The organism is Bacillus sp. GM2, assembly GCF_056155945.1.
Genome location: NZ_JBRKSZ010000007.1, coordinates 220,280 through 246,434, shown reverse-complemented (window position 1 = coordinate 246,434; position 26,155 = coordinate 220,280). Strand labels below are relative to the sequence as shown.

General features: G+C 43.3%; 24 protein-coding genes and 1 pseudogene. 5 read left to right on the top strand and 20 right to left on the bottom strand.

Features of this window, described 5'->3' with window-relative positions:
- Positions 1 to 144: 144 nt before the first annotated feature.
- Positions 145 to 1,551 (bottom strand): YfcC family protein, encoded by a 1,407-nt coding sequence (locus tag ACVC9U_RS02095; protein WP_003185015.1) that lies wholly within the window; start codon positions 1,549 to 1,551, stop codon positions 145 to 147.
- Between the two features lie 264 nt (positions 1,552 to 1,815).
- On the opposite strand from ACVC9U_RS02095, the pseudogene ACVC9U_RS02090 reads away from it, so the two are divergent.
- Positions 1,816 to 2,840 (top strand): annotated as a pseudogene (locus ACVC9U_RS02090) (anthranilate phosphoribosyltransferase).
- A gap of 79 nt (positions 2,841 to 2,919) precedes the next feature.
- Complete coding sequence (locus ACVC9U_RS02085) at positions 2,920 to 3,741, top strand: endonuclease I family protein (protein WP_075751326.1); 822 nt, start codon at positions 2,920 to 2,922, stop codon at positions 3,739 to 3,741.
- A 125-nt stretch (positions 3,742 to 3,866) separates the two neighbouring features.
- On the opposite strand, the gene ACVC9U_RS02080 is transcribed toward ACVC9U_RS02085, so the two are convergent.
- The 5 genes from ACVC9U_RS02080 to ACVC9U_RS02060 form a co-directional block, all read right to left on the bottom strand.
- Positions 3,867 to 4,706 (bottom strand): FAD binding domain-containing protein, encoded by an 840-nt coding sequence (locus tag ACVC9U_RS02080; RefSeq protein ID WP_075751327.1) that lies wholly within the window; start codon positions 4,704 to 4,706, stop codon positions 3,867 to 3,869.
- A 198-nt stretch (positions 4,707 to 4,904) separates the two neighbouring features.
- Positions 4,905 to 6,026, bottom strand: coding sequence for an NAD(P)/FAD-dependent oxidoreductase (locus ACVC9U_RS02075; protein WP_441390081.1), 1,122 nt, complete (start codon positions 6,024 to 6,026; stop codon positions 4,905 to 4,907).
- A gap of 65 nt (positions 6,027 to 6,091) precedes the next feature.
- The gene (locus ACVC9U_RS02070) at positions 6,092 to 6,952 is read right to left on the bottom strand and encodes a DMT family transporter (protein ID WP_075751329.1); all 861 of its coding nucleotides are present in this window, start codon (positions 6,950 to 6,952) and stop codon (positions 6,092 to 6,094) included.
- 30 nt (positions 6,953 to 6,982) lie between these two features.
- Positions 6,983 to 7,366, bottom strand: a complete 384-nt coding sequence (locus tag ACVC9U_RS02065; RefSeq protein ID WP_075751330.1) for a hypothetical protein — start codon at positions 7,364 to 7,366, stop codon at positions 6,983 to 6,985.
- A gap of 588 nt (positions 7,367 to 7,954) precedes the next feature.
- On the bottom strand, positions 7,955 to 9,076 hold the full coding sequence (locus ACVC9U_RS02060) for a Rap family tetratricopeptide repeat protein (protein WP_075751331.1): 1,122 nt from the start codon (positions 9,074 to 9,076) through the stop codon (positions 7,955 to 7,957).
- Positions 9,077 to 10,059: 983 nt separating this feature from the next.
- Between ACVC9U_RS02060 and ACVC9U_RS02055 the strand changes: the two genes are divergently transcribed.
- Together ACVC9U_RS02055 and ACVC9U_RS02050 are read left to right on the top strand one after the other, a co-directional pair.
- Positions 10,060 to 11,781: a T7SS effector LXG polymorphic toxin gene (locus ACVC9U_RS02055; protein WP_441390080.1), complete on the top strand. Its 1,722-nt coding sequence runs from the start codon at positions 10,060 to 10,062 to the stop codon at positions 11,779 to 11,781.
- 17 nt (positions 11,782 to 11,798) lie between these two features.
- A complete protein-coding gene (locus tag ACVC9U_RS02050) occupies positions 11,799 to 12,143 on the top strand; it encodes a hypothetical protein (RefSeq protein WP_021837705.1) in 345 nt (114 codons plus the stop codon).
- Positions 12,144 to 12,213: 70 nt separating this feature from the next.
- Here ACVC9U_RS02050 and ACVC9U_RS02045 read toward each other — a convergent pair whose 3' ends face one another.
- The 5 genes from ACVC9U_RS02045 to ACVC9U_RS02025 are packed head-to-tail and all read right to left on the bottom strand — an operon-like array spanning position 12,214 to position 13,895.
- Positions 12,214 to 12,285, bottom strand: a complete 72-nt coding sequence (locus ACVC9U_RS02045; RefSeq protein ID WP_340428983.1) for a hypothetical protein — start codon at positions 12,283 to 12,285, stop codon at positions 12,214 to 12,216.
- Between the two features lie 13 nt (positions 12,286 to 12,298).
- Positions 12,299 to 12,445 carry a hypothetical protein gene (locus ACVC9U_RS02040; protein WP_340428973.1) on the bottom strand — a complete coding sequence of 49 codons (147 nt, stop codon included), beginning with the start codon at positions 12,443 to 12,445 and terminating at the stop codon, positions 12,299 to 12,301.
- Between the two features lie 7 nt (positions 12,446 to 12,452).
- Positions 12,453 to 13,295, bottom strand: coding sequence for a peptidoglycan recognition protein family protein (locus ACVC9U_RS02035; RefSeq protein WP_441390079.1), 843 nt, complete (start codon positions 13,293 to 13,295; stop codon positions 12,453 to 12,455).
- Between the two features lie 51 nt (positions 13,296 to 13,346).
- Complete coding sequence (locus ACVC9U_RS02030) at positions 13,347 to 13,610, bottom strand: phage holin (RefSeq protein WP_441390078.1); 264 nt, start codon at positions 13,608 to 13,610, stop codon at positions 13,347 to 13,349.
- A gap of 15 nt (positions 13,611 to 13,625) precedes the next feature.
- Entirely contained in the window at positions 13,626 to 13,895 is a 270-nt protein-coding gene (locus tag ACVC9U_RS02025; protein WP_003185322.1) for a hemolysin XhlA family protein, read from the bottom strand.
- A 284-nt stretch (positions 13,896 to 14,179) separates the two neighbouring features.
- Between ACVC9U_RS02025 and ACVC9U_RS02020 the strand changes: the two genes are divergently transcribed.
- Positions 14,180 to 15,391 (top strand): IS110 family RNA-guided transposase, encoded by a 1,212-nt coding sequence (locus ACVC9U_RS02020; RefSeq protein WP_441390077.1) that lies wholly within the window; start codon positions 14,180 to 14,182, stop codon positions 15,389 to 15,391.
- Positions 15,392 to 15,538: 147 nt separating this feature from the next.
- On the opposite strand, the gene ACVC9U_RS02015 is transcribed toward ACVC9U_RS02020, so the two are convergent.
- The 9 genes from ACVC9U_RS02015 to gpG are packed head-to-tail and all read right to left on the bottom strand — an operon-like array spanning position 15,539 to position 26,106.
- Positions 15,539 to 15,724 carry an XkdX family protein gene (locus ACVC9U_RS02015; protein ID WP_069500670.1) on the bottom strand — a complete coding sequence of 62 codons (186 nt, stop codon included), beginning with the start codon at positions 15,722 to 15,724 and terminating at the stop codon, positions 15,539 to 15,541.
- Positions 15,721 to 16,044: a bZIP transcription factor gene (locus ACVC9U_RS02010; protein WP_069500671.1), complete on the bottom strand. Its 324-nt coding sequence runs from the start codon at positions 16,042 to 16,044 to the stop codon at positions 15,721 to 15,723. The genes ACVC9U_RS02015 and ACVC9U_RS02010 overlap by 4 nt, the downstream gene beginning before the upstream one ends.
- 12 nt (positions 16,045 to 16,056) lie before the next feature.
- On the bottom strand, positions 16,057 to 17,496 hold the full coding sequence (locus ACVC9U_RS02005; RefSeq protein ID WP_441390076.1) for a phage baseplate upper protein: 1,440 nt from the start codon (positions 17,494 to 17,496) through the stop codon (positions 16,057 to 16,059).
- A 38-nt stretch (positions 17,497 to 17,534) separates the two neighbouring features.
- On the bottom strand, positions 17,535 to 19,088 hold the full coding sequence (locus ACVC9U_RS02000) for a hypothetical protein (RefSeq protein WP_080626959.1): 1,554 nt from the start codon (positions 19,086 to 19,088) through the stop codon (positions 17,535 to 17,537).
- A gap of 36 nt (positions 19,089 to 19,124) precedes the next feature.
- Positions 19,125 to 20,834, bottom strand: coding sequence for a phage tail spike protein (locus ACVC9U_RS01995; protein WP_441390075.1), 1,710 nt, complete (start codon positions 20,832 to 20,834; stop codon positions 19,125 to 19,127).
- A gap of 12 nt (positions 20,835 to 20,846) precedes the next feature.
- The gene (locus ACVC9U_RS01990) at positions 20,847 to 21,683 is read right to left on the bottom strand and encodes a phage tail family protein (protein ID WP_017475032.1); all 837 of its coding nucleotides are present in this window, start codon (positions 21,681 to 21,683) and stop codon (positions 20,847 to 20,849) included.
- A complete protein-coding gene (locus ACVC9U_RS01985) occupies positions 21,683 to 25,573 on the bottom strand; it encodes a phage tail tape measure protein (protein WP_441390074.1) in 3,891 nt (1,296 codons plus the stop codon). Before ACVC9U_RS01985 ends, ACVC9U_RS01990 begins: the two co-directional genes overlap by 1 nt.
- Positions 25,574 to 25,585: 12 nt before the next feature.
- On the bottom strand, positions 25,586 to 25,747 hold the full coding sequence (locus ACVC9U_RS01980; RefSeq protein WP_009329201.1) for a hypothetical protein: 162 nt from the start codon (positions 25,745 to 25,747) through the stop codon (positions 25,586 to 25,588).
- Between the two features lie 23 nt (positions 25,748 to 25,770).
- Positions 25,771 to 26,106: a phage tail assembly chaperone G gene (gpG, locus tag ACVC9U_RS01975; protein ID WP_009329202.1), complete on the bottom strand. Its 336-nt coding sequence runs from the start codon at positions 26,104 to 26,106 to the stop codon at positions 25,771 to 25,773.
- Positions 26,107 to 26,155 lie beyond the last annotated feature (49 nt).

The window sequence follows — 26,155 nt, the reverse complement described above, 5'->3', positions numbered from 1 at the left end:
ACAATCTTAAATTCGAACAATTACTAAATTAGTATATCCACAGATAGGTTTAAAGTCTAGTTTTTTCATATTTTTGCATATTTTTTCTTCTGAAGGAATGATGGGTAAATAAAAAAGCGGAGATTCCCCCGCCTTTTTATCCATTTACGACCAGCCGACAGCGTTAGCAAACATCAGGAAAAGCACGGCCGCTCCCATCCAGAGGCAAAACAGCGGAAGGATGAATCGCAGCCATTTGTTCCAGGCAATCCGGCTGATCGCAAGCGTCGCCATAAAATATCCCGATGTCGGAAAGACGATGTTTGAAAAACCGTCTCCGAATTGGAAGGCCAGAATCGCCGTCTGCCGCGTAATTCCGACGATATCAGCCAAAGGCGCCATAATCGGCATCATTATTAAAGCCTGTCCGCTTCCGCTTGGAACAAAAAAGTTAAACAGCATCTGTGTAAAGAGCATCGCCGTAACCGTTAAATACGAAGGAAGCTGTGAGACAGCATGAGACAAGCCGTAAACAATCGTATCCATGATCTGCCCGTCGGCCATAACGACTGCTGCAGCTCTTGCAATGCCGCAAATCATCGCACCGACGAGCACTTCTTTAAAACCCTCATTAAAGGACTCGGCAATGTCTCTCGAATTCATGCCGGCGATGTAAGCAGGAATGATGCCGAGCGCCAGGAAATAGCCCGCCATTGTCAGCATATCCCACCTGAAATAAATTACACACCCAATCAAGCCGGCAAACAACCCAAGCGCCGCGATCCCGGCCCATTTCACCCGTCCGCCTGCTTTAAAAGCCGGCACGGGTTCGACTGCTTCCTTGCCCGTCAGGCTTTTTTCAGGATGCGCTCTGATCTTTTCCGCATATTTGAGCACATAAACAGCGGCAATCGCCGTAACGACAACAAAGATGACCGCCCTGTACCCCATCCCGGAATAAAGCGGGAGACCGGAAATCATTTGTGAGGTTCCCACGGTAAATGGGTTTGTCAAAGCGCTCGTAAAGCCGGCGATCGTCCCGCACAATGCGATTGCTGCTGCTGTCATCCGGTCATATCCGAGGGACAGCAGCAAAGGAAGAATGACAGGGACATAAACGATCGAAAGCTCAGGCGTCCCGATAAAACAGGAAATGCCGGAGAAAACGAATATTAAGACAGGCGTAACGAAAACAGGCTTGTTCCTGAACTGATCGGCCAACAGACGGACGCCGAGCTCAATGACAGATGCTTTCCTCAGAACGGCAAAAGCTCCGCCAATCACAAACGTAAACACGATAATCGGAGCCGCTTCTGTCATCCCTTTCGGAACCGCCGTAAGCAAGCCAAGAATATCAACCGGCGTCTGTTCGACCCGTTTGTAGGACGCTGGATCAATCATTTCCCTGCCGTCCGGACTTTCCACCCGTTCATATTCGCCTGCCGGAATGACATATGTCGCAAGCGCCATAAGACCAATCATGACAGCCAGAATGACATAAATATGCGGAAATTCCTTTTTGCGTTTTTCGTTCTTTTTCACCTCTTCTGTTTTGTAAGCCGGCATTCCCATTTTTTAATCTCCCCTTCTTCCATGTTAAATTTTTTAACATATTAAATGATCGCAGCGCTGATAGCATTGAAAAATCCTCTAAATTTCAGCGTGTTTTCAGTTAAAATACATAAATCAACACGAGCAATCCAGAAAATCGTCACATTTTCTATCAATCATTAAGCTGATCATCTCGACTGTTCCTTTTCTGCATTTTCATGTAAAGTCATAAGAAAGATCAGCATGTAAAGGAGAGAGTTGACATTGCAGCAGTGGATTAAAGAAGTGGCCAGAGGAAAAAGGGGCGCCCGGGATTTAACTTATGAAGAGGCCAGACAGGCTGCTGAAGCGATTGTTACGGGAAATGCAAGCCCCGCTCAGACAGCCGCGTTGTTAATAGCGGAGAGGATCAAAACGGAGTCCCCTGAAGAATTGTTCGCGTTTACCGAAGCATTGCGGAACAGCTCGGAATCATTGAGCCTTTCCAGAGCTGTAAAAGAGGCGGTCATCGATTTTGCAGGACCTTATACAGGAAGACATTCTTTTTTAGCAACCATTCCCGTCTCCCTCCTTCTCGCAGGAAACGGCGTTCCTGCGTTTCTCCACGGCAGCGATGCATTGCCGCCCAAATATGGAACGAGCGTAAAAGATGTCCTGGACAAACTCGGAATCCCCTCTGAGACTGCCCCAGCGCAAACGGCACGCTCACTCGAAAAGGCTTTAATCGGATTCGCCGCCGCCGAAACATTTTGCAAACCGTTTGTTCGCATGAGGAAAATCCGCGAGGAAATCGGCGTCCGCACCGTGTTGAATACAGCAGAAAAACTGGTCAACTTCTCTGATGCCGACAAGCTTATGATGGGCGCATTTCACCGGACGGCCATACAGAAAATGCATCCCGTATTTCAGCGCTTGACGTACAAAGAAGTGTTCATTGTCCAGGGGCGGAGGGCTCGGAAGATGTGCCGGTCCACAGAGGCAGCTTTGTGTTTACAATAAAAAACGGCGAGATCGATTCTTTTATATTAAAACCTGAAGAATACGGACTTTACGCAGAGGAAGCAAAGCTCAACAAACCGCTGTCTGCTGAAGAGCAGGCGGAAAAAATAACAGCCGTTCTCGCCGGAGATGAATCGGCGGATACGGAATACGAAAGAAAACAAGTCATCATGAATGCCGCATTGCGCTATTATTTGTTCGGATACTGCGCGGCCATTGAAGAAGGCATCCGAACGGCGGAAAAACAGCTGAAAGAAAAAGCCGGCCTGGAAGCTCTCGAGAGGTGGAAAGCTTCATTTACAAGACCGTAAGAAAACCGTAACGAAAATGATATTTCCTTTTCATGAAAAGATTGGATAATGAAAGAAATGAAAAGGAGGCGATCGAAAGATGAACCGAAAATGTCTCATACCGTTTATTTTGATGTTGTCAGCGATGTGCGCGCCCACCCAAAACGCAGAAGCCTTCCAATTGTTTTCCTTACACGTCCAGCCCTATCAGTCCTCGGCTCCGGCGGATTACTATGAACAGGCGCAAGGCAAAACAGGCGAAGCTTTAAAACAAGCGCTTCACGACACGATCGACGATCATAGAGAGCTGTCTTACAGTGAGGTATGGGAAGCGCTGAAAGCAACGGATGAAGATCCGGCCAATCGAAACAACGTGATTCTCTTATATTCCAGAGAGTCGCGCTCTAAACAGGCGAACGGGGGGCAAACGGGCGATTGGAACCGCGAGCACGTATGGGCAAAATCGCACGGCGATTTCGGAACAAGCAAAGGGCCCGGAACAGATTTGCATCACCTCAGGCCCAGCGATGTGCAAGTAAACGCCGCCCGCGGAAACCTTGATTTCGACGAAGGCGGCAGCCCTTATCCCGGTTCCCCCGGAAACCGCTATGACGGCGATTCCTGGGAACCTGACAAAAGCATTAAAGGCGATGTCGCCAGAATGATTTTCTATATGGCGGTCCGCTATGAAGGGGACGACGGTCATCCGGATCTTGAAATGAACGACACAACGAACAACGGATCTAAACCATACCACGGAAAAATGTCGGTTTTATTGAAATGGCACCATGAAGACCCTGTCGATACCCTCGAAAGAAAGCGGAACGACATCATCTATCAGCAATACCAGCATAACCGCAATCCATTCATTGATCACCCTGAATGGGCGGAGGATATTTGGGGCTCAGGCGTTTTGAATTGAACAAAAAAAGCGCCTGCCCGGCGCTCTTTTTTAAAACCTCTGTTTTTTTGTTCAGCACCGATTTTACGGCCAGTTCAAATTCATGTATCCCCGTGCACCTGCAAATATTGGATTCAAGCGCTTGGTCATAGTGGCCCCTTTTTCAGCATGCCGAGAATGTCAAACAGCGTATGTTTGATGACAAATTTGCGATACTCAGCGGAACCTTGCGCATCGTCCAAAACAGGGCCGGGAAAGCGGCTGATCGCCTCTTCCACCCTTTGATCGACAGGGAGCGCTTCGTCATTCAACGCAGATTCCACTTCTGCGGAACGAAACGGAAAAGGGCAGACACCGCTGAATGCACAGCGGACGCGTCCGTCTATTTCGAGAGCTGAAATCGTCGCCAAAGGATATCCCGTATCCCATTGCTGCCTCACTTTTATGCTTGCAAAAGGCTGATGAAGATAGCGTTCTTCAATTAAAAGCGAAATGAGGATTTCTCCCTTGTTCAGCTTCAGCTGCTGATCGAATACGTCGTGAATCAAATAGCGCTTTTCCCCCTCGTCTCCGATCGTCACCACTTTGCTGTCGGTTAATAAGAAAGGCAGCACTGCTTCACGGTAAAAGATCTGCCCGCAAATATTGCCCCCAAGCGTAATCTTATTGCGCGCCGTATGGTCAGCCACATCCCTCACCGCTTTACTCAACAGCGGAAAGCCGCCGTTTTCCGTGACCTCCGTCAATGTTAATGCTGAGCCTAAAGCGAGGTGACTCCGTTCAAATTGCAGAGTTCTGCACTCAGGTATGTCTTTAATATCGATAACGGCATTTGTATGGATCACATTCAGCCGTCCGGGCGTCAAATGTTCTGTTCCGCCGGAACAATACGCCGGCTTTTTCCCCTCCCGCTCCAAGCTTTGAAAGAGCTTTACCGCTTCCTGCGCAGATTGGGGCCTGTAATACTCAAAGTCAAACTGGATCATGGCGACCCTCCTTCATTTCCCAAATTTGTTTAGGAATCAGAGGCAGCCGATTCAAAAAACCGGCATGCCTTCAAATAAAATTAGATTTTTTTCTAAATTTTCCTCCATGAATTTATATTGAAAAATTTTCTATTTTAAAACTGTAAACAAGAAAAAAGTTCACTTTAGCTTCGAGTGAACTTTTTTCTGCATGATAATTTAACTTTCAAGCGCGCCGGCCGGATCATATAAAGCGATATCTAGCTCAGGCTCTTCTCCTAAGGCGAGCCTTGCCAATTCTGCGCCAAGGTACGGACCTGACGTAAGCCCTGAAGCGCCGAGACCGTTGGCAACAAGCAGCCCGCAAATGTTCGGCAATGAGCCGATCACGGGGAGAAAGCCCGGTGTAAATGGCCTGAAGCCTACGCGCGTCTCAAGCAGCTCGCTCAATTCCAAACCCGGCGCAACGGCAAGCGCCTTTGAGAAAATTTCGTGAAGGCCGCCGGCCGTTACCCGAAGATCATCAAGCTCCGCTTCATTTTCGTGAGTAGCGCCGGCAACGATCCGGCCGTCTTCAAATGCCAATATGTATTGGTCATTCGGAGGCATCACAACGGGCCAGCTGCCGGTATCCGCATCTGGAAGACGAAGATGAACGATCTGCGCTTTTTGGTGGCTGACTGAAAAACGCACGCCGAGCGGCTTCAAAAGCTCGTCCGCCCAAGCGCCCGCTGTGACCAGCACCTGATCAGCGTATATTTTTTTGTCCGCTGTGGAGATCCCTGTTACCAGGTTTCCTTCATAGAGCAATGAAGCGTTTCCGGCAACAACTGAAGCGCCGTATTTTTGTGCGGCGTTCACAAGTGAGCGGCGGAGCAATTTTCCATTTACGCGCGCGGCTCCGCTGATATGAACCGAGCTGTATCCCTCTGCCAAAGGCGGAAATAAACGCTTCGTTTCCTCATAGGATAAACGGGTGATCTCGCCGATTTCAGGCGCATCCTTGCGCCTGAGATGCGCCCGTTCTTCCATTTTCTCCAGCTTTCGCTCGTCTGTATGCAAGCTGATAGCGCCTGTCCGTTTATACCCCGTATCCGATTCTCCGTCAGCTTCAAGCCGCTTGATTAAATCGGCGTAGTACACCGCTCCGCCTTTTGCAAGCTTGTACCATGCCTGGTTTCTGCGCTGTGAAAGCCAGGGGCAGACGATTCCAGCCGCGGCATCTGTAGCCCTTCCCCGCTCTCCGCGGTCAATCAATGTCACATCCGCGCCCTTTTTTGCAAGATGATAAGCGGCAGAAGCGCCGAGGACGCCCGCTCCGACTACAATAAAAGATTTCATGACTAACACCTTTTTCATTTCTGTTTATTCTACAAATATAACGGATCACATCGATGGAACACAACCTAACCAACGGCTACCGATATGACGCCAAGCACCATAAAGACAGCCGCGACAATTCTAAGCCGTCCGAAACCTTCAGACAAAAGAACCGCCCCCATCACCGTTCCGATTAAAATGCTGATTTCCCGAACCGGTGCCACATAGCTGACCGGCGCAAATACCATGACACTCAGCGCCAAAATATAAGCCAAAGAGTTAAAAACCCCGACCCCGACAGCTTCCATCCGGTGATGCTTCCACTCAAACCGGACTTCGCTCCAGCTTTTCGCGGCAAAAGGAGTCAATATGATCAGACGGCCGAGCGTATTGCAATAATCCAGCAGCAACGGCGGAATAAGAAACCGGCTGACCGCTGCTTTATCAAGGAGGGTATATGCGGCAATAATACCGCCGACCGCCAGCCCGTAAAGAACCGGTGTGAGCGAGCCTGATTCTTTTAACCGCTTGACTCCCCCTGTGAAAAAAAGAATGCTGATCACAATCAAAAGAATCCCTATAATAGCGGGCAGCGTCAATGTCTCGCCAAAAAAGGCGACCGCCAGCACACAGGTGAGCAGCGGGCCAGTTCCTCTCGCGATAGGGTAGACGAGGGAAAGATCGCCCTTTTTGTACCCTTTTTGAAGAACAAGAAAAAAGCCCAAGTGGGCAAGGATGCTCGCCATGATGATGGCAAGCTGCCAGCTGCCGATTTCAGGCTTTTCATATATGACAACACCTATGGCCAACGGCGTGTAGACAACGGCTGCAATCGCTGTGAACAACCAGATAAACGGAACGCCTCCATCGGCTTTTTTAGAAAGATAGTTCCACGATGCATGGATAAATGCAGAACATAATAATACACAAAAACCCACGGCAGTCATTACACAGCCCTCCGTTCATCATAATGGAGCTCAATGTTTGATGACAATGTAGCGCTTCAATTCCCCGTGCCATTTCTTTCCTTTGACGGCATCCACCCAGACGTCATACTTGCCCGGTTTCAGCTTTTTCGTCGGAAAGCTCACCCGAAAATGAGGTTTTCCGCGTGTTAAATGAACATCTCGATAGATCAGGACAGTCCCTTTTTTATTGATCAGCCTGACGGCGACCATCGTCCCCGTAACAGGACTTTTTCCCGTCACAACGATCGAAGTGGCTGATTTCGTATATGTATTGGCATCCGTCCTGAATTTCACCGCCCCTTTGGAAGGCATAGCAAAGGCTTCTGTACTCCCTGCAAATGCGGCCAGCAAGAAAATAACGGCTGTCAACACAGCCTTTTTCAACATTTTCACTGGTCATATCCTTTCTTATACAGTATGAATGTCACATGATATACTCTTCATTATACATGACAATATGATCTAATAAAGATATTTGACAAGAAGATCATGTTCTTCTTTTAATGGACAAATACTGTATAAGTGGGTGAAAGGGGATGATTTACATGTATGAAGCAAAGCTGAAATGATTAAGACAGGTATAAAAATTGTTGATGAAGATGGATATTTTCATGATGATCTTTTTCTCGCAGGCAACCTTGTGGAGCTGCTGGACAACCGAATTGCTGTTGAATTTCTTTAATAGGGCTCAACGATGGACACTAAGCTATAATGACAAAGAACGCGTGAGCCGTTTCTTCATCATCCGAAATTTGAAATTGTTAGTGGACTGGAATAAATAAAGCCCTGCTGGAAGAAGGGCTTTACTGACTGAGTATCATATTTTAGACTGGGATTTATATCAGATAAAATCATTCCTTGGTATAGTTAGTTTAAGAAGCGAACCTGTCGGCTACTTTGTAGGTGGGAGTTTCTGCTTTAAAGGAAGACGATCCTGCTACTCCAATAGCTCCTAGCAACAGAACAAAACAAATCAATAATTTAGTTTTCATGTAGAAAAGCACTCCTTTGAATTTGTCTTCTCGCATTAACTGTAATCCGGTAAAATTCAACAGCGTCCCGAATTTTTTCTTGTTTTTCTAAAAGGTCTGCTGTGACGAAACCATATTCCTCCATATCTGCATACATACCTTTTTCTTCGAAGAACTTGAACGACTCCCGAACCATGTCTAGATCAAATGAAAGATAAAGCCCTTTTATTAAGTCAAACTTCGCAAGCATATCTGAATTTTTGTTCTTTTCAGCCAGTTCTTTCCCCTCAAAGTACAAGTCATCAGTAATCGACAACTTACCTTGCTTCGCCCTAACATGCGCGAGGTTAAATAACGTTTTAGGCAAGAAACCGTGTTTCTCCTCATTATACAAATTAAGAGCCTCTTGAAAATGATCAGTTGCTTTATCAAGTTCTTCCAGTTGATTATAACATATTCCGATATTTAAATGTGATGAACCCATAAGGTGATGGATTCTTTGTTTCTCTGACTCTTCAAGTGCTTTATTTAAATTATGTAGAGCCTTTTCAGGATACATCTGATCTAACCAGTTACCCGCAATGATAAACTGACTTTGCACTCGACGCTCACCGTAAGTTTCGTACTTTTTGTATATGTTATACGCACGACTTGCGTAATTCATTGAAAAGAACGTTTGCTTCATATGGTAATACACTTCAGATGCTTTGAAATAAAATTCAGCTTTTTCCAGTTCATCACAATCAAAAGAATCTAGTTTTTTCTCGGCATCCCTATAAAAATTCAACGCAAGTATTAATTCTTTTTGTCTGAAATGATACATCCCAGCAAAAAAATGATAATAATAATCCAACATCCCTTCCAGGTTATTCTGATCGCGAATTTTTTTAAACTCATCAAACCGACTATCTAAATTAACACCGGGATTTGAATACATATAATCAAGTTGAAGATTGTGCCGAAAGAGCAGTAAGTTATAATAAACAATCACATCCTGGTTTTCTTCCATTTGTTCTAGTTCTTTTTCAACTTCTTTTTTTGTATCCTCGGCCTTGCCTGTCCAATTGTTTTTTAATGCTGTATACCAAAAATTCATTTTCGTCGCAACTAAATCAAATGGTATTACGCTCACATATCCTCGTCCTTTCTCGTAAGATTATAATTTTTCAGAAAAATTAAATAGGTTTTTCCTTTTTCTTCATAGTCATCATTTTACATAAAAGAATAATTTTTCACAACAACATTGTATGAAATCTTTAAAAGTTAGGGGTTTTTTGACCTAATCAATATGATTCGTTTTCCGTGTTCGGGTGAATTTTAGAAGTATAGCAAGGAAGGCAGAACAGATCAAGGATTATATTTTCCTGTTGATATGCAATTTGGTATAACTAATCGTTACGATTATCGTTTAATCTATTCAAGAAAAAACCGCAGATACATTTCTACGCCTTTTAGAAAATCGATAGGCAATAGATTATAGCTGCGGTACACAAACATATAAAATTATGCGGGTGCAATCAAATCGAAATCTGATTACACCCTTTCTTTCCAATTATTATCCAATAGACCCTTCCATTTCGAACTTGATTATTTTTGAACATCTTGCTATATCATAACCCGTTCTAAACATTGATTTTACGGGGTTTCTTATTTTTCTTAATCACTTAAAATCATACTTTATCATAGTTTCGTGGGTGTTCTGTGGGTGACCCACATTCAAGAATTTTGTTATAATAAAATCACCAACACAAAAGGGACGAGGAAAAAATGAGCATCAACAAAATCAGATCAGCTTTATACAAGTCGGCCAAGATTTTGGGAGATGTAAACGCGGCGAAAAGAGGGACGATCGGAAAGCGTATAGCTCGCCGCGCTGCCGGTAAAGCAACTGGCAAATTATTTAGAAATCTGTTTAAGTAATCTATACAATTGTCTAAGGTACCAAAAATAACAAAGCCACCAATCGTTAAATGGTGGCTTTTTATTCTATGTAGGCATAATCACCCAAAACAAATGATTCATTTTCATGGGTGTACAGGATTTATTCCCCGATTGGTTTCCGTATAGTGGTAAACTCTATACTGATTGTAACCAAAAAGATTAGAGGAGAATGCCATGAAGACTCTGGATGTTCAAGCGCTGCACAATGCAATTGATCAAACGCTCGAACAATTAAAAAAACAATCAGACGAATTCGCCAAAGTCAAAAAAGCCGTTGACGGCATCGCATCACTTGATGATGCTTTAAAAGGAAAAGGCGGCGATGCGATCCGCGCGTTTTATGAGGAATGCCACACCCCTTTTCTACAGTTCTATGATGCTTTCATAGAGGAATATAGTTCCACGCTGAAGAAAATGAAAAGCGCGCTAAATTCTCTGGAACCCAACCATAACGGATTTATTTCACAGTCCTTTCTCGAACACGAGTTGGAGAATGGCTTAAATGCCGCTGATCGCACAACAAAAAATTTGGTTTCTAAGACCAACGCCACGATCGCAAAAGTCAGTCATATCGTTGATTTACCGGATTTGAATGATAGCGGTTTTCATGAGCAAAATCAGAAAGCGTTAAAGGAAATCAGCACGACTCTTGAAAAGCTGCATGCGTTTGACCGCGAGCAAACAAACGCCCTTAAAACGGCTGAAAACGACCTTGAGACGATGCAGAAGTACATCGGGCGGCTTGAAAAGATGTATACCGGACCGAAAATTGAAATAACTGGCTATCAAAAAGGCGCGATTTTAAAGCAGGATGATAACTCTAAAATAAACGGACTACCTGGCGGGCTTCAGGGCCAACTGGAGAATGCCGAGCCGTCTCCGATGGAGATGATGCTTGAAAAGCTCAACAAAAATAAACAATCCAATGTGGATACGGTGATTAGGGAAGACAATGAAGAAAACATCAATCAAGACGTTCATACGAACGATTTTGATTTGAATGCATTGCAAAAAGAACTTGCGAAACATCCAAAGGTTTATGGAGATATCCGGGTTATTGATGGTAAACTATATAATCATAAAGGATGGAAAGTAGTCAAAGATATTCATATTCCAGACGAAGCTGTCCGAGATCATTCAGATCCAAGTTTTATTGGCGGCAGATATCGTGTATATGAAAATGGCCAGATTGTACGCACCTATATAGCAAATGACAAAGAAGAAGTGATGGTTGTGGATCGTATTCCAGAAGCCAGAGGTGCTGCATCAGCTAAAATAAATGACTCATACTTTGAAGGAACTCCATTGGAAATTTTAGAGTATCTTAACTTGGGTAATGCTACGCGAACTTTGGGAAAAAAAGCAATTACAAAAGTTGAAAAAGCAGCTGAAAAAGCTTTGAAGAATGAAGTGAAGGATGTTAAAAAAGTGATTGCAGAAAGAAGTAAATCACTTGATCTAAAGGAACATCCCACAAAAACAAAGCAGTTCGGTTCGAAAAAAATGAAAGAACTAAAAAAGAAGATTGACAATCGTACAATTACAAAACAAGAATACCAAGACTATATATGGAACAAGAAATTTGCTAAAAAACGTAAAGCTGGTGTTACAGAATTTTGGGATATGGAAGCAGAAAGAATAATGAATGGACAACCTACAACTAGAAATTGGAGTGAAAAACAGGTTCAGGATATACTGTCAGGTAAAGTCCCTAAATATGATGGTAAACCGATGGCTGGACATCATACTTATAGTGCATCTAAATATCCTCATTTATCCGATAAAGGTGAAATTATTTACCCAGCTACTTTCAAAGAACATTTTTATGGTTGGCACGGCGGTAACTGGAAAAACAGTAAACCTGGTGAACCGATAAAATCTATTAAAGATTTCTAAGGAATGGAGTGAAAATTATGAGCTCAAATAGAATTGATGTAAAAATACTTAATGCTGAAAATACAAATAGCCTTATATCAATAATTAGAAAATACGGTGGAGAGCCGATTAGCGAGATAAAAAAGAATATAAGCGAAGGTCATTCTATATTAACTTGTTATTATGTTGATGATCCGGATAAATTAACCTCTCTGTTAAGTGTTATCGAAGCATTAGAACAAAAAGGAGCCAAGTTGGAAATAATACAAAAAATCCGGAATTCAAGTAGAGTTATAGACTCTAATATTATTAAGAACTTGATCGACAGAGACAGACTGATAGCAGAACAAATACAGGAATATGACGATAATCTGTCGGATTAATAATACCTGATAAAGCCATGAGAATTTAAAGTAAAAAAATGAAATCGGCCCTCAACAGAGGGCCTTTTCTTTATTTCAGTAGCTTTTCAATTTTCGCTTTCGTCTTCGATCCGTAAATACCGTCGGCAGAAAGCCCGTGCATAAGCTGGAACCGTTTAAGGACAGGGCTTTTTCAAAAGGGTTTTTAATGCTTCAGAAATACAACTTTGCATTTCATTTTTTGTTGGCAAGCTGTCTATTTTTTTAGTTCGCTCTTCAATAACAACTATTTTTTCATCAATTTCTTGGATTTGTTTCAGCATTTCTTCATCACTTCAACAGAGCTTCAAGTTTCGCCTTCGTTTTAGGACCGTAAATACCATCAGCAGACAGCCCGTGCATCAGCTGGAACCGTTTGACTGCGTTTGCCGTTTTCGGCCCGTAATAGCCATCTATGCCGTTATTCTTCGCCTCTTTGTCTGGATAGAAATAGAGGGCAGCTAAAGCCTCTTGAATCTGACGGACAGCCGTTCCTTTCATCAGCGGGCTTTTCACTTTATAGATGCCGGACGGCAGCGTGTATTTTTTGCTCGTTTGCTTTTTGCTTGAGGATGATGACTTTTTATCTGGTGTTGTTTTGGAAACCGTCTTCTTTCCAAGCAAGCTATCGACTTTTTTCCTGAATGTCGTCAGCTGGCTTGAATCGCTCACCCACGGCGCCGGACAGTTTTTGTTTGTCACATCGTAATGGCGGACAATTTTGTTTGTAGAAAGGCCGTAACGCTTGCACAGATCGGCAACCAGTTCAGCAGCATTTTGAATCGTTTGGCTGTGAATCTTGCCATCTTTTTCGACACACATTTCAACACCGATTGCCGTTGTGTTAGCGTTTGGTTTTAAAAAGCTGACATAACAGCGATTTTGATCATGGGCATGATAGGCGACTTCATTTTCAGAAATAATTAATTGCGCCTCTTTACGGTCCACAAAATAATGGGCTGATGCGTAACGTTTATCAGCGATACACGTTCCATTGAAATAATTCCGCTCATTCAATGCAGAAGCGCCGGGAGTAGCCGTCCAGTGCATGACAATGCCTTTAACTCCCGACATTTTCAGACCCGGCCGGGTATACTGATTGACTTTCACATAATTCTTCACAACTTTAACCATTTGAACCCCTCCAATTTGGTTTTAAATAAAAAAGGCTGCCAGCCGGCAACCTCATTTCGTTAATCCTTTTTGTTTTAGAACTTCTTTTTGCTGCTTACCTTTACCGGTGACATAGTTGTTTTTATACCAAGCGACCAACGTCGTGACGATTGTAAAAATCGTAGAGCCGGCCAAATACAAAGCGTCGGCCAGCGTATTGACCTGGTCCTCGCTGATCGGCAAAACTGCCTTTCCGAACATGATCAACGTCTGGTTTACCAATGCAATAAAAAGAAGCACCGTCCGGACGACCGTGCCTTTGTCTAAGTTTTTCATATTGTGTTTTCCTCCTTATTTTTGCAGTAGATTATAAAAAACAGCGATTGCGCCGCCAATGATACCGGTGCTGACGGCTGTGATGATCGCACCGGTGATGCTGCGCTTGATCCAAGTTGTGTTTTCCTCGATTTTGTTCAGCTTTTCATTAATTGAAATGATCTGCTGATCATGGCGGTCAGTCGTTCTTTCGAGGGTAGTGATCCGCTGATCTTGTGTTTTTTGATCTGCTTTGATTTCTGCGATTTCTTTTTGTAAAACATCATAATCATTGGGTTGTGTCATGTCCTGAAATCCTCCTGTTCTCACATCGTTTTCACCTCCTCGTAGGTTAATATCATCTATAGACAAGGCTATAAGCCTTATCTAACATTAGAACTGGGTATGTTTTGGGGAGATTCATCACCTCCTTGCAGGGTTTTAAAATCATTGCTTCTCAAAGACTAATCCCCCAAAGCTAAGAATCTATCGGCAGACGATCATTAGGGCGTAGTATTGCTGTATACCGAGTCTACGAGGCAATCGCAACGATAGATATACCCAATCTGATATACGAGGATGGTGGTTAAATGAACTATTATGTTGGTGTAGACCTTGCTGATCGTAAACATGACATCTGCATTCTTGATTCTACAGGTGAAAAATTGAAAGAGTTTACTGTTCCTCATTCACCAGAGGGATTAGACCAACTGATAACGGGAATACAAGAATTTTCAACAGATATACATAATGTTTTCATCTCTGCTGAAACGTATAAGCACTTATTTATGGAATCCTTACATGCAATAGGGTATACGGTGTATTCGATCAATCCAAAAAGTGTAGATCGTGCTAGGGATCGCTTTTCACCAGCAGGAGCAAAGGATGATTCTCGTGATGCTCAAGTCCTTGCGGACTTGATCCGCACAGATCAACACCAATATAGGCCCCTCCGCAAAGATAGTAGCGAATTGAAGGAACTTCAATTACTTGTAAGAGATAGAGAGTCTCTTGTAGCACTTAAGGTTCGTATAGAAAACCAAATTATGGCTTGCTTGAAAAGCTACTATCCTCAAGCATTGGAATGTTTTTGTAAGCTGGATCAACAATCTACTATTACTTTTCTCAAGGCGTTTCCTACACCTACAGAGTTTGCAAGTGCTGACCTGGATCATTTAGAGCACATTCTAAAGGAATGCTACAATTTCGGTTGGAAAAGTAAAGCTAAAGAACTTTTCTTACTTGGTCAACAAAAACAGTTCCTAGTCAACGCCATGACTGTCCAAGCAAAAAGTAGATTACTATTGTCTTTACTAAACCAATTGGAACTGCTCATCCAAGATATTAAGGCATACGACAAAGCCATTGAATGTTTGGTAAAGTCTCATCCTGACAGCGAAATTTTCCTCTCACTTAAAGGTGTTGGGACAAATCTTGCTGCCAGGCTTATGGTCGAATTTGGTGATGATCACTCCTATTACCCACATGCCAACGCTTTACAATGCGAAGCAGGAACAGCTCCAGTAACCAGAAAAAGTGGGAAACGCCGTCTGGTACATTTTCGAAGAGCTTGTAAAAAGACTTTTCGGAATACTATGCAACAATTTGCTTTGCAAATGGTGAAACATGAACCCTGGAGCAAAGAAATGTTTAAAAAGCATCGAAAGCTAGGCCGTGGTACCAGCGAAAGCATGAGAATTGTAGCAAATACCTGGTTACGTATACTTTTTGCCATGTGGAAAAACCACCAACATTATGATCGATCTGTCTATCTGGAAACGAAAGCTCGAAATGCCGCTTAAAAGCGCTTAAGCTAGAGATGACCTTAGCGGGTGCGTTTGTAAAAAAATCACTAAACGTCACCCTTGGTTTACTATTGCCTTTTTTCCCAATGTACCGATAGATTTTTTATTGACTTAGGGCGTCTTTGAGGCAAAATAAAAACACCCTTATCGGGCGCTTGTCATTCCTAAATCCGCACAGACGGCGGGTTTGTCATAGCTCCGGCCTGTTATTTCTTCATATTCTGCCGGGGTAATATGGCCCCAGTCTACGTAATCTCTCATGATTGAGTCATCATCATAACAACCCCAATCATAAAACTGCTTAATAGCCGCAAAGTCTGGATACATCATGAGGAACCATCACCTTTCAATGATGCAACTTCTTTTTGAAGACGGGCCAATTGATAAGAGAGTAAAGCGTTTTGCTTTTTTAGTAGCTCAATTTCACTCGCTTCAGGCTCCGGAGGCTGCAAGCTTTCAATGTACTCTTTTGTAGCCGACTCCTTCCACACCTTTTCGTCCGGATAAAACTTCGGAAGATATAAACCCGGGTCAAATGGAATGTCTGTCCATCCATCCGGAATTTCATAATTCCCTTGATCATCAGGCTGAATAATATCATTATCAATTAACAAGAACGTCTCTTTGTCATATTTAAAAATGTTTTTCATGATTTATCTCTCCTACAGGGGAATAATTTCGTCCAAACCATAAGAAGTTATGTTCTCGGACTTATCAGCGATTTGCCCCTCCAGCCTCATATTTCCGTTTGTTTCAATATACAATTTAGTCATCCCTGTTGTACCGAATATAGGAACAAGCTTGCTGCGTAGTTGGGCAGGTCTATAAGATGCCGGGAGGGTTCCGAAAACTACACTCCTATTAGTGATGATCTCACCCTTTAAATAAAGCAAGCCCCCAACATTTGCACACATAACTTTTCTAGCCCCATGTTCCGCACCGTTTTTCAAAGGAACTTCAGTCCATGCAGGCTCAAGATCATTAGCAGTTATAATACGATTCCAGCCCCTAAAGACTCCATCTGTGTGGATGGTTGCGAACCACATCTTATTGTGGTAACTTGCTGTGGCTATAATTGTTTTTCTTCCAGAGTTTCCATCCATAATGTCATAATTGAACCATCCAGCATCATTAGGGTCGGGGTTATTAAGCAGTCTATTATTGATACCGTAATAAAAACCAGGCGGCAAAGTTAATAAATCAGTACCATCAGGAATAAGGATTCGCACACCATTATCTTGTGTCAATTTATACAGTTGCCCCTTATTCCACTTAGTCCGCTCATCAGCGGTAATATGGCGTACATTATCCGCAGTATGTGCATCAAAATCCGTTTTCGCTGCCTGTTTTACGTTGTCAACGTTAGCCAATCCAACTTGTGCCTTCGTTACAGCGTGAGGGTTGCTCTTATTATTAGCATGGCTATCAAACTCTGTTTTCGATGCTTGCTTGACGTTATCGACGTTGGACAGGCCGACCTGCGCTTTCGTTACCTTGTGCGGATTGTCCGTCTTAGCTGCGTGTGCATCCGTATAAGCCTTTGCGTGAGCTTCCGCAGCATCCGCCTTTTCCTGCGCTCCCTCTTTCGTCTCGATACTGTCCAGCGTCTCAAATTTCTTTTGGAGCTCAGTGAGCATTAGCTCCGCTTCATCCGACATCTCTACGATGACAGCTTTAAGGTCCTCGAAATCTTCTATATAATACTCGCCCACTGGTACAATGTCCTGATCAACGAGCGCCCGATCGATTTCGAACGAAAATTTATGAACGCTCAGCTTCTGGCCGTTGTCGTAATTAACGTAAAGCTCCGCCTGCACCGTTCCATAATGCGTAACTTGATCCGGTTTCAAGACATAAAAAATAACGCCCCCTAGCGCGTCTTGAACTTCCGTATTAACGTAGAACTTGCTTCCGTCTGCAAATCGCATGAACAACTTCCCGTGAGTCGCTTGACTGATCGGCAGCGGAATGCCATCTTTCGTTAAGCTGAACGTTAGTTTTGCCGTATCGATGTCCTGCGTACTAAATTGAATATTTGCGGCAATACTTCGTTTAATTTGCGAATTTATGCTGAAGTGAACATTGGTATCTTTGTAAATCATACTGAGACATCCCTCCTTTAAAATAGTTATCGCACGGATTAATTCAAATACCATTCAAAGTTTATCGGATACCAAGAGTTTTCATCCGGACTAGGGTGTCGGGTAGATAATATTTTAACTTTTCCGTTCGGTTGAATTTGGCAAGTAGCATTGTATCCTCCCGATGTCGGTGTCGCAAAAGCTAATACTCTACTAGGAGACCAATCAGAATGGTAACTTATATACTCTGTGTCCATTGTCGTTATACCTTTTAGTTCAGCTTCTAAACGTATTTTGTTACCTATTCTCCTGATTCGTGGAGGGCGGTCTGGAACATAGGTATTTGCCCCGTTTAATAGCTCCACGGGCATCCAGCCTGTATCTTTACGAGATTGGTTTGCGTTTACAGTCAATGGGTACCCTAGCATTCTATTATGCCGTACAAGAACGACATCTGCGTTATTCACTACCTGTACCGCAACTAAATCCCCTTTATACACGCAGCACGATTCATTTTCAAAGTGATAGTTGTGAATATTCGGGATAAAGTCAGGGAACTTTTTATTGATCGCACTAGCGAGTGAATCTTTTGTGTAAATATAGTAATTCAAAAGTTCGCCCACTAGATTGTACACAGATATAGCCGGTCTTCCGTAGCTTTTACCATGTGACATGAACAAGTATCCATTGTTTAGGGTTACACCTTGTATCTTCTCTAAGTTAGGCATATAGTCTAAGGGGAATTCAGTGTATAGAACAGGGCTCCCCTCCTTTATCGACTCCCAGGCGTACACATAAGCATGGATACTATCTTGATTTACGGTTACTGAAACAAAGTAGTACCCATTAGATGCATATTTGCTACTCACATTAGCTGCGATTAGTCCTGAGAGCTCTCCCTTATCATAATTGAAAATATTATATCCGGGCGTTTTCGTGGCTTTAACGATAAAACATAATTCATCTTTTTCATTATAAAAAAACGATAAACCCTCAGTGTATGCGCCTGATTCTATTGGAATTGATTTTCTTTCTTTAAAACCACCTGTATCGAGATCGCGAATTTCAATTCTCAGTTCTGTTCCTTCATTTTCTTGCGAAGCAACATAGATTTCATTTGTTCGTTCGTTTATATTTGCAGATTGCGGCCAAAATAAAGCTTCCTCCCGCGCCTTAAATGTAGTCATCGCCTCGACATTATTTAAGTAGCTTAAGGCGTCTTGCGAATTAGTTATTAATTCAACCGTCCTGAACGTTTCTGATAGTTTGGCAGTAATTTCTCCCTTATCAGCATCTAATCTTTCTTTCAATACCGGGTACACAAAACCATCATTGTCTACACGTGCATCTACGACCTCTTTAATATTTGTCCCGTCCGCATTTAAAATTAGGTTGTTTATCCGTTTTTTTGCTCTCTCGATCTCATCTGATACTGTCAGACCGTCAAAATGGGTTATTTGATCGGATGTATGGGCGTTTTTTGAAGCTTCATGACGCTTTAAATTATAATCGTGTTCATTCAACGTATTTTCTATGCTCTGGATATCTGATCTTAACTGTGCTTGATGACGGGAATTTCTTGTATGATCATAGTCTTTTATTAGCCGAATCAATGCTACTCACTCCTTTTTTGGCAAAATTAAAAACGCCTATCTGAGCGTTTTGAAAAGCTGGTCAATATATCGTTTTTGATCCCTTAGTTTCTTGGCCTGATTGACTGCAATATCCTGAATATCTTTTCTGAAATTCGCGAACGTTAATTTTGGGCTGCTGTATGGGTTCAACGGGTTATACTGAATTGAAATCAGCCGAACATCGTCTTCAAACGTGATCCCTGATGCCGTATCAGCAAGGACGTGAATCGTGTCACCTTTCCAAAAATCCTGTTCGATCTTTAAAAGCTTGGGTTCATAGATTTTTTGGAAATCTGCTTCAATTGTCAATTCAGGGTATGGATTCACATGTTTTTTTAAAACTGAAACCATGCTGCTGGCTTTTTTTATGGTTTCATCTTTAATCGGATCGGCCCAGCGCGGCAGGCCTTCGAGTAAAAACTTTTTCTCATCCGGATGTACGTATAAGATCGGCTCAAATTCATATTGTGGGTTTTTACTGTCCGTGCTGCTCTTCTTCAACGCCCCGTAACCCCAGGCGCGCGTTGTACAATTTTGCGAGTTTGTCTTAATAGAAATACCTGGCATATTATAGCGCGAATCTAAGGTGAAATTGATTTTTTGTCCAATTTTCTTATAAACAAGGATTTTATAGTTATCAACATCCAGCTCAGGACCGTAATCCGAAATGATTTTATCCACCAATTCCGTGGAATTTCCGTCACCAAAGTTTTCTTGTTCAATGCTCGGAAAATCACTTGCCGAAGCTTTTAATACATATTTGAATGGCGTCTCTTTTAATGCGATATCAAAAGCCTCTTTGATCGTCATTTTTTTAGACGCCGTTTCAGTCACATAATTGTTGATCAGCAGGACCGAAAAAATATGGCTGGCCGAAACAGTTTTTCTCAACACATTATTTTCCTGCCGTACTTCAACGTTTGTAATGTAATACTTTTGATGATTAAATTTCCGTTCATCCAGAAAAAGAATGTTATCAATCACCAACAGATCAAATTCAATAGCGTTTTCCTGCGTTTTGGTGATGGTAAATGTAAAGCTCTTCTTCCCCGTCGTATCGTCCGTCAGATCGAGCGAGACGCCCGTTATTTCAACCACATTCTTGCCGTCCCCTGCTAGTACATGCAGCTGTGGAAAATCAACATCTGAAGGCAAGTTTTGATTAAGCGGAACGTCTTTTCCATCATATTCTTTGCTTGGCACCTCCGGGGTGGGTATCGGTGTTTCGGGTTCTTCAGGTTCATCCGGCACCTCATCCACAGAATCATATTGTGTGAGTTTGTAAGTGAAAATGAGACTGTTCAATTTGGTGGCGTACTTTGGGTCAGTCGCATAACCGGCTTTTACAAGCGCAGCTGTCGCCTTCTGGTAATCTTTTTCCCCCACCACGGCTTTATAATGGTTTGGATCCCAGCTCGTTCCGTTTATGTACAGCTTGGCTAAATCCTGAATAGATTCATACCAAGACGGATACTTTCGGAACTTGGCTTGCACACGGGTAGCATTTCCGCTCTTATCATATTCAGTCGTCCACATGAGAACATATTGACCGTTATAAGTCCCCTTGATGCCGAATAAGTTTTTCCCTTTCTGCGCCAGCTCACTTGTACCCCATCCGCTCTCTAAACAGGCTTGTGCAATAATTAGAGACGCAAGAATATCATACTTTTTATAGACTCTTTGGGCGTCTGGTGCAATCTCTTTTATAAAATCCACATTTGCCATTTCCCTTGCTCCTTATCCGTAATAGAAACGAGTATCGAATATGATTTCAAAATCATTGGTATTCTGGATTTCAAACTCATTCATTCCTATATCGAGTCCCGGGAGCCTGCCGGATGTTTTGATAGGTGTTTTATTGATCACCGTGTATTGCTTAATAAAAGAAACCCGCTGTGATTTTTTTAATTCCTGCTCAATTTTCAGCTTTTCCCCATTTGTATGATTGATGATTGTCACATTTTTTCCGGCCGCCCATAATGTCACATTGTAGTCATGTTCCAGAGGATTGATATAGGCATCACCAGTGTTATAAACCTGAAACCTCTTTCGATTTTTGAATCTGTATTCCAGATCATCTCGCATTTGAATGTTCATACCTGGACTCCAGTATTCCCCGTGAAAATTCTGTTTTGTCAAAGACGTAAATTTTGATTCAGCCAGGCCGGTGACGTTATTAAATTCCACAGTAAAAGAAGTTTGGTTTTTCTGTTTGTCTTTCTGTATGCTGAAATTACCGTCACACGTAACGAGAAAACGGAGGTTAGGCAATAGATCAGTTGAAATATAATAAGGGAACGGCTTCACCAAAAGCGCATAAATTTCTCTCCTGTACTGATAAAAATTTTCTGCGATGATCGAATTTAATAGAATTTCCACCTTGATAGATCGCTCTTTAAAAACAACATCGCGGGGATGCTGCGGCAAAACAAGACCGTTGATCCTCGGTATCTTCACTGTTTCCCGTTCAATGGCCGGTGAATCAGGCGTAAAACTCAGCAACTTAAAATGGGGGAGCAAACTTGATAAGCTCTGTTCCCCCAGGCCATTATTAAAATCTAAATAAAGGTTCATCAGGTTCGTCTCACCCCACTCTGATAAGCATTTTGATCATATCGGTCTAAACTCTTCCTATCCAAAATCCTGCCGTCACCTTGTTCAAAAACGATTTCCGCCACTTGTTTTCCATCAATATTGACAGGCGCCGGATAAATTCTAATTGGCCCGCCCGTGGCCGCCGGCTCTGGTTGTCCTCCAAACGATAAACCATTAGAAAGAAGCGTAATGAGAGCATCCAGCTTCTGATTCAAAGCAGGTGTATCAACTTCATTTCGGACGACTAACTCCGAACGCAAGGACAGCAGCTCATCAGCCGCGCCTTTTATGTTGTAAGCCATTTTATTGATCTCCTGTTTGAGTGACAGGTTGGCTCCTTGCCCTAACGCCTGGGCGCTTCGTTTTGCGCGTGCGACCGTTTTGCTTATCCCTATCGCGAATCCGTCTGTAAAGTTGTTACCTTCAGCCATACTCTTTTTCGCCGGGGAATGAGAATCAATAGACTTTTTCAATGCTGATAATGCAGATTTACCAAGATTCCAAGCTGCTTTAAAAAGCGAGTTGCTGCCGATTCCGCCCTCAATTCCTCTGACAAATCCAGAGACAAAATCAGATCCCACACTACTGGTTTTCACACTTTTCAATCCAGATTTCGCCTTGTTTGATACCTTCGAACCGGCATTGTAAGACGCGGTTTGCTGACTCATCAACCCTTTGGTCAAGTCCATACCGGCTTTTTTACCGCCCCCGCCGTCAGTTGTCTGACCTAGACGACCGGACACGTTTTTTGAAAGGCTTGCTGCAGTATTATTGTTTTTAGGCTTTGTGGAACTTAAACCGGCATTGTGCTGATCACCTTTTTCTTTACCGGCTGCACGTGCCGCCCCGCTGTTTTTAGATAGCTCGCTGTTCACCGATTGGCGGAGCACGCTGCTGGACTGTTTATTAATCCCGAGCGTGTTTCTTAAACCGAGAGCAAAAGCATTTCCTTTTTCCATTCCAAACTGCTTCGGCTGCATCTTCCCTTGGCTTAATCCCTGATTGGCTCCTTTACCAATGAGACTCCCTGTTTCCTGGGCCTGTCCTAATGTACTGCTCAAACCAAGAGTGAATGCCGATCCTTTTTCTCGTCCAGCCTGTTCAGCTTTTTCATTGCCGCCGTTCATTTTTTCAAGGACGTTTTGGATCGCTTCGTCTGCTTTTGCCTGGGCTTCCTGTTCTGAATTACCAAGACCAATATAAAAATCCTCAAGTGCCTGTTTAGTGGTTTTGATGGCTTCCTCTTTACTTGCCCCGATGCTATCCATAAATTTGATCTGTTTTTGAGCCCATCGCTCTTGATATTCAGCATCTAACTCATCCATAGAAGTCACTATTCCCAAAGAATTAGTGTAATATTTCTTTTGTCTCTCAAGAGCCTTCCCGGTTTCCAGGTCAAGCAATTTTCCGTTCTTGGACATCTTTGAAAAAAGCGCGCGCAGATTTTTTTCATAAGAAGCAGTATTTTCGGCAAGGGTGTTATGATAGTCCGCTGAACTTTTTTGCAAGAGAGCTTCTAACGCTTCAGCCTTGAGATAACCTTGTGCATGCAACTGATTTAGAACCTTGTTCCGATATTCATAATCTTCTTTCGCGGCTTTTTTGCCATCATCGTAGACTTTTTTAATCTTGTCGTTGTATTCTTTTGCTTGCTTGAAAGAGAGCTTTCCTTGCTGCTCTGTCACCGCTTTTTGCATGGCAAGAGCTTCTTTTTGATTGGCCGCAAATTTGCTGGTCGATTCTTCGAAATAAGAAATGATCTCGTTAAGTCTTCGTTGCTGAGCATCATTCATTTTCGATGAGACAAGGCCGGTTTCTTTTTGGAGCTGTTCCAGTTCCTTTACTTTTTCCCTTGCCTCCTGGATATCGTGATCAATATTACCGACCATTTTATCAACGATTTTTTCCCCGGCCTTTTGAGTGTTTTTATCCGTATCATCCAGCAGGCCATTAATAACGACTAAAGCATCTTTTTTCAGCATCTGAAGTTGCTGCACCAGCTCATCCCGCATTTTAGAATACGTTTCAACTAATTTTGCAGCCATCTTATCAGCCTGCTCCCCGGAAACGCGGGTGAGTTCAAAAAGTTGGACCTCTGCTTTTTCTCTCAAATCCACATAGGAGCCGGCTGCTTTTTGTGTCGCCTTTGAAACCCCTTCACCAAAAAGCAAAGCCTTTTCCCTGGCCTCTTCCTGCTTCTTCTTCATGTTTTCGGTTTGTTCGGAAACGGCATACATGGCGACTCCTAAAGCGCCCAATAAAGCCGTTCCCCCGACAATAGCCAAGCCCACAGGACCGGTAAAAGCTAACAGAGCGCCGACTCCTGCCGTTAGTGTAGCGACAGCCGTCGTCACGCCTAATACTCCCGCAGTAAGAACCGCAGTTTTTCCAATGGTTGCTTGTGTGCCTTTATCCAGGTTGTTAAACATGGTAAGAAGGGCGGAACCTTTATCCGCAAGGTCACCGATTGAAGGAAGAAGTCCCTCGGTTAACGCTATTTTCGCGCCTTCCAATGCGGATTCGAATTGAATGATACTTCCGTGAGCATTATCAAGCATGGTATCCGCCATTTTTTTGGCCGCGCCGTCGGATTCTTTCAGCTTTTTCGTGTTTTCTCCGAGCGCTTTCGAGCCTTTTTGAAGAAGGACCGCCCAATGCTTGTATGCTTCAGCACCAACAATCGTTTTCAGGGTTGCCGCCTGCTGCTCTTTGGTCATGCCTTTCATGCCCTTTTCCATTTCTGCGATGACTTCAGGCATGCTTTTCATATTGCCGGCAGCATCAAAAAATTCAAAACCAAGTCGATCAATTTCTTTTTGTGCCTTCCTGGCAGGAGTTGCGAGACGGATCAGGGACGTACCGAAAGCCTGACCTGCAATAGTACCCTGTAAACCGGCATCACCAAACGCCATGATAGCGGCAGCCGATTCCTCCATGCCCCAGCCGAGTGAGTTCGCATTTGGAGCAAGAAATTTCATTGCCTCGCCCATTTGTTCAACATTGGTATTGGCGTTGGATGCTGCATAGGCTATCACATCGGCGGCATGCGCCGATTCTTCGGCCTTTAATGCAAAGGCAGACATGATGTTTGATGTAATATCTGCAGCTGTTCCAAGTTCAAGCTGTCCGGCCGCTGCAAGGCTTAACATGCCAGGCATAGCCCCGTAAATCTCATTGGTTTTAAATCCGGCCATCGCAAGAAAGCTTTGAGCGTCCGCGGCCTGGCTGGCAGTAAAAACTGTAGTGGCACCAAGTTCTTTCGCCTGTGCCGTTAATTTTGCAAGGTCTCCCGCTGTTCCGCCGGAAATGGCTTGCACTTTACTCATTTGCTTTTCAAAGTCGATGCCGACTTGAACCGCATCTTTTAAAGGAAGGACCAAACCACCAAAGGCAATACCCGATGTCATGGCGACAGATGCACCGACATTCCTCATTGTGCTGCCGACTGCATTCATTCTTTGGCCCATTCTGTGGATTGTAGAAGAAGCGCGCCTAGATTCATCCTCCAGCTTTTTGATCCTCTGCGTGGTCTGCGTCAAAGCATTTTGCGTTTTATTCATTTCAGCTGTGGCATAGTTAAGCCGTCGAGCCAGTGTCTGAGTTTCTTGAGCATCTTTGCCCTTTTTTATAGCTGAATCAGCATAAGCCCGTTCAAGAGCTTTTACTTTCCGCTTATGAATATCCAGCTGCTGGTTGAGTGTTTTCGCCTTTTCTTGAGACGTTCTTAACTCGTTGCCCCATACGCCTACAGCTGTACGGTTCTTTTCAAATTCAGATTTGACGTTTTTCATTTGCAGAGCAACTGCACGCATTTCCGTTCTGAATTGGTTCGAGTTTGAATACAGTCTGACTTTTATGTCCTTAGCCAATCGGTCACCCCCTTACCCGAGCACCTGGTCAATATAAAGGCGCTTTTCTTCTTTCCCTGCTGCTAGCTTTCCGCCGGCTTCTTTTCGGCGGGCCAGGCGCCGCAGGTGGTAAACAATGTCCATTTCATCAATCTGGTTTTGCGTATAACCGATTTCTTCTAACGCGTTGTACATGTCAATGACAGCGTCAGATAAATTTACTTCCCCGGCTCTTCACCGTCGTTTGGATCAGGGTTTAAAATTCGGCTGGCTTCTGCGATATTTCCTAAAACGTAGTTTGCTGTGCCGTAAATTGTTCTCGTGACCAGCCTCGCATCAATGCCATTTTCAAATTCGTCAGCTGAGAATTTGTTTCCAAACGCAGCACAGATAAATTCAATTTGCTTTTCTGTGTAGATGCGTTCAGGGTCAGTTGACTCAATATCTTCTGCGATCTCGGCCGCGTCCCGGAACAGCTTTCCTGAAATGAAATTTGGTGTGACAAACTTTTTGTGTTTACCATTGATTCTGAGATTGATTGAAATAGGTTCCATCTTGATTCCTCCCTGTTTTTGGACAATAAAAAAGAGCGCCTATAAGCGC

Coding starts and splice junctions, on each gene's coding strand:
- ACVC9U_RS02075 (WP_441390081.1), bottom strand. CDS start 6,026: ATGAAATCTTTTATTGTAGTCGGAGCGGGCGTCCTCGGCGCTTCTGCC.
- ACVC9U_RS02095 (WP_003185015.1), bottom strand. CDS start 1,551: ATGGGAATGCCGGCTTACAAAACAGAAGAGGTGAAAAAGAACGAAAAA.
- ACVC9U_RS02020 (WP_441390077.1), top strand. CDS start 14,180: ATGAACTATTATGTTGGTGTAGACCTTGCTGATCGTAAACATGACATC.
- ACVC9U_RS01995 (WP_441390075.1), bottom strand. CDS start 20,834: ATGGCAAATGTGGATTTTATAAAAGAGATTGCACCAGACGCCCAAAGA.
- ACVC9U_RS02015 (WP_069500670.1), bottom strand. CDS start 15,724: ATGATGTATCCAGACTTTGCGGCTATTAAGCAGTTTTATGATTGGGGT.
- ACVC9U_RS02055 (WP_441390080.1), top strand. CDS start 10,060: ATGAAGACTCTGGATGTTCAAGCGCTGCACAATGCAATTGATCAAACG.
- ACVC9U_RS02005 (WP_441390076.1), bottom strand. CDS start 17,496: ATGATTTACAAAGATACCAATGTTCACTTCAGCATAAATTCGCAAATT.
- ACVC9U_RS02050 (WP_021837705.1), top strand. CDS start 11,799: ATGAGCTCAAATAGAATTGATGTAAAAATACTTAATGCTGAAAATACA.
- ACVC9U_RS02030 (WP_441390078.1), bottom strand. CDS start 13,610: ATGAAAAACTTAGACAAAGGCACGGTCGTCCGGACGGTGCTTCTTTTT.
- ACVC9U_RS02035 (WP_441390079.1), bottom strand. CDS start 13,295: ATGGTTAAAGTTGTGAAGAATTATGTGAAAGTCAATCAGTATACCCGG.
- ACVC9U_RS01990 (WP_017475032.1), bottom strand. CDS start 21,683: ATGAACCTTTATTTAGATTTTAATAATGGCCTGGGGGAACAGAGCTTA.
- ACVC9U_RS01980 (WP_009329201.1), bottom strand. CDS start 25,747: ATGTACAACGCGTTAGAAGAAATCGGTTATACGCAAAACCAGATTGAT.
- ACVC9U_RS02040 (WP_340428973.1), bottom strand. CDS start 12,445: ATGCTGAAACAAATCCAAGAAATTGATGAAAAAATAGTTGTTATTGAA.
- ACVC9U_RS02085 (WP_075751326.1), top strand. CDS start 2,920: ATGAACCGAAAATGTCTCATACCGTTTATTTTGATGTTGTCAGCGATG.
- gpG (WP_009329202.1), bottom strand. CDS start 26,106: ATGGAACCTATTTCAATCAATCTCAGAATCAATGGTAAACACAAAAAG.
- ACVC9U_RS02070 (WP_075751329.1), bottom strand. CDS start 6,952: ATGACTGCCGTGGGTTTTTGTGTATTATTATGTTCTGCATTTATCCAT.
- ACVC9U_RS02010 (WP_069500671.1), bottom strand. CDS start 16,044: ATGAAAAACATTTTTAAATATGACAAAGAGACGTTCTTGTTAATTGAT.
- ACVC9U_RS02080 (WP_075751327.1), bottom strand. CDS start 4,706: ATGATCCAGTTTGACTTTGAGTATTACAGGCCCCAATCTGCGCAGGAA.
- ACVC9U_RS02025 (WP_003185322.1), bottom strand. CDS start 13,895: ATGACACAACCCAATGATTATGATGTTTTACAAAAAGAAATCGCAGAA.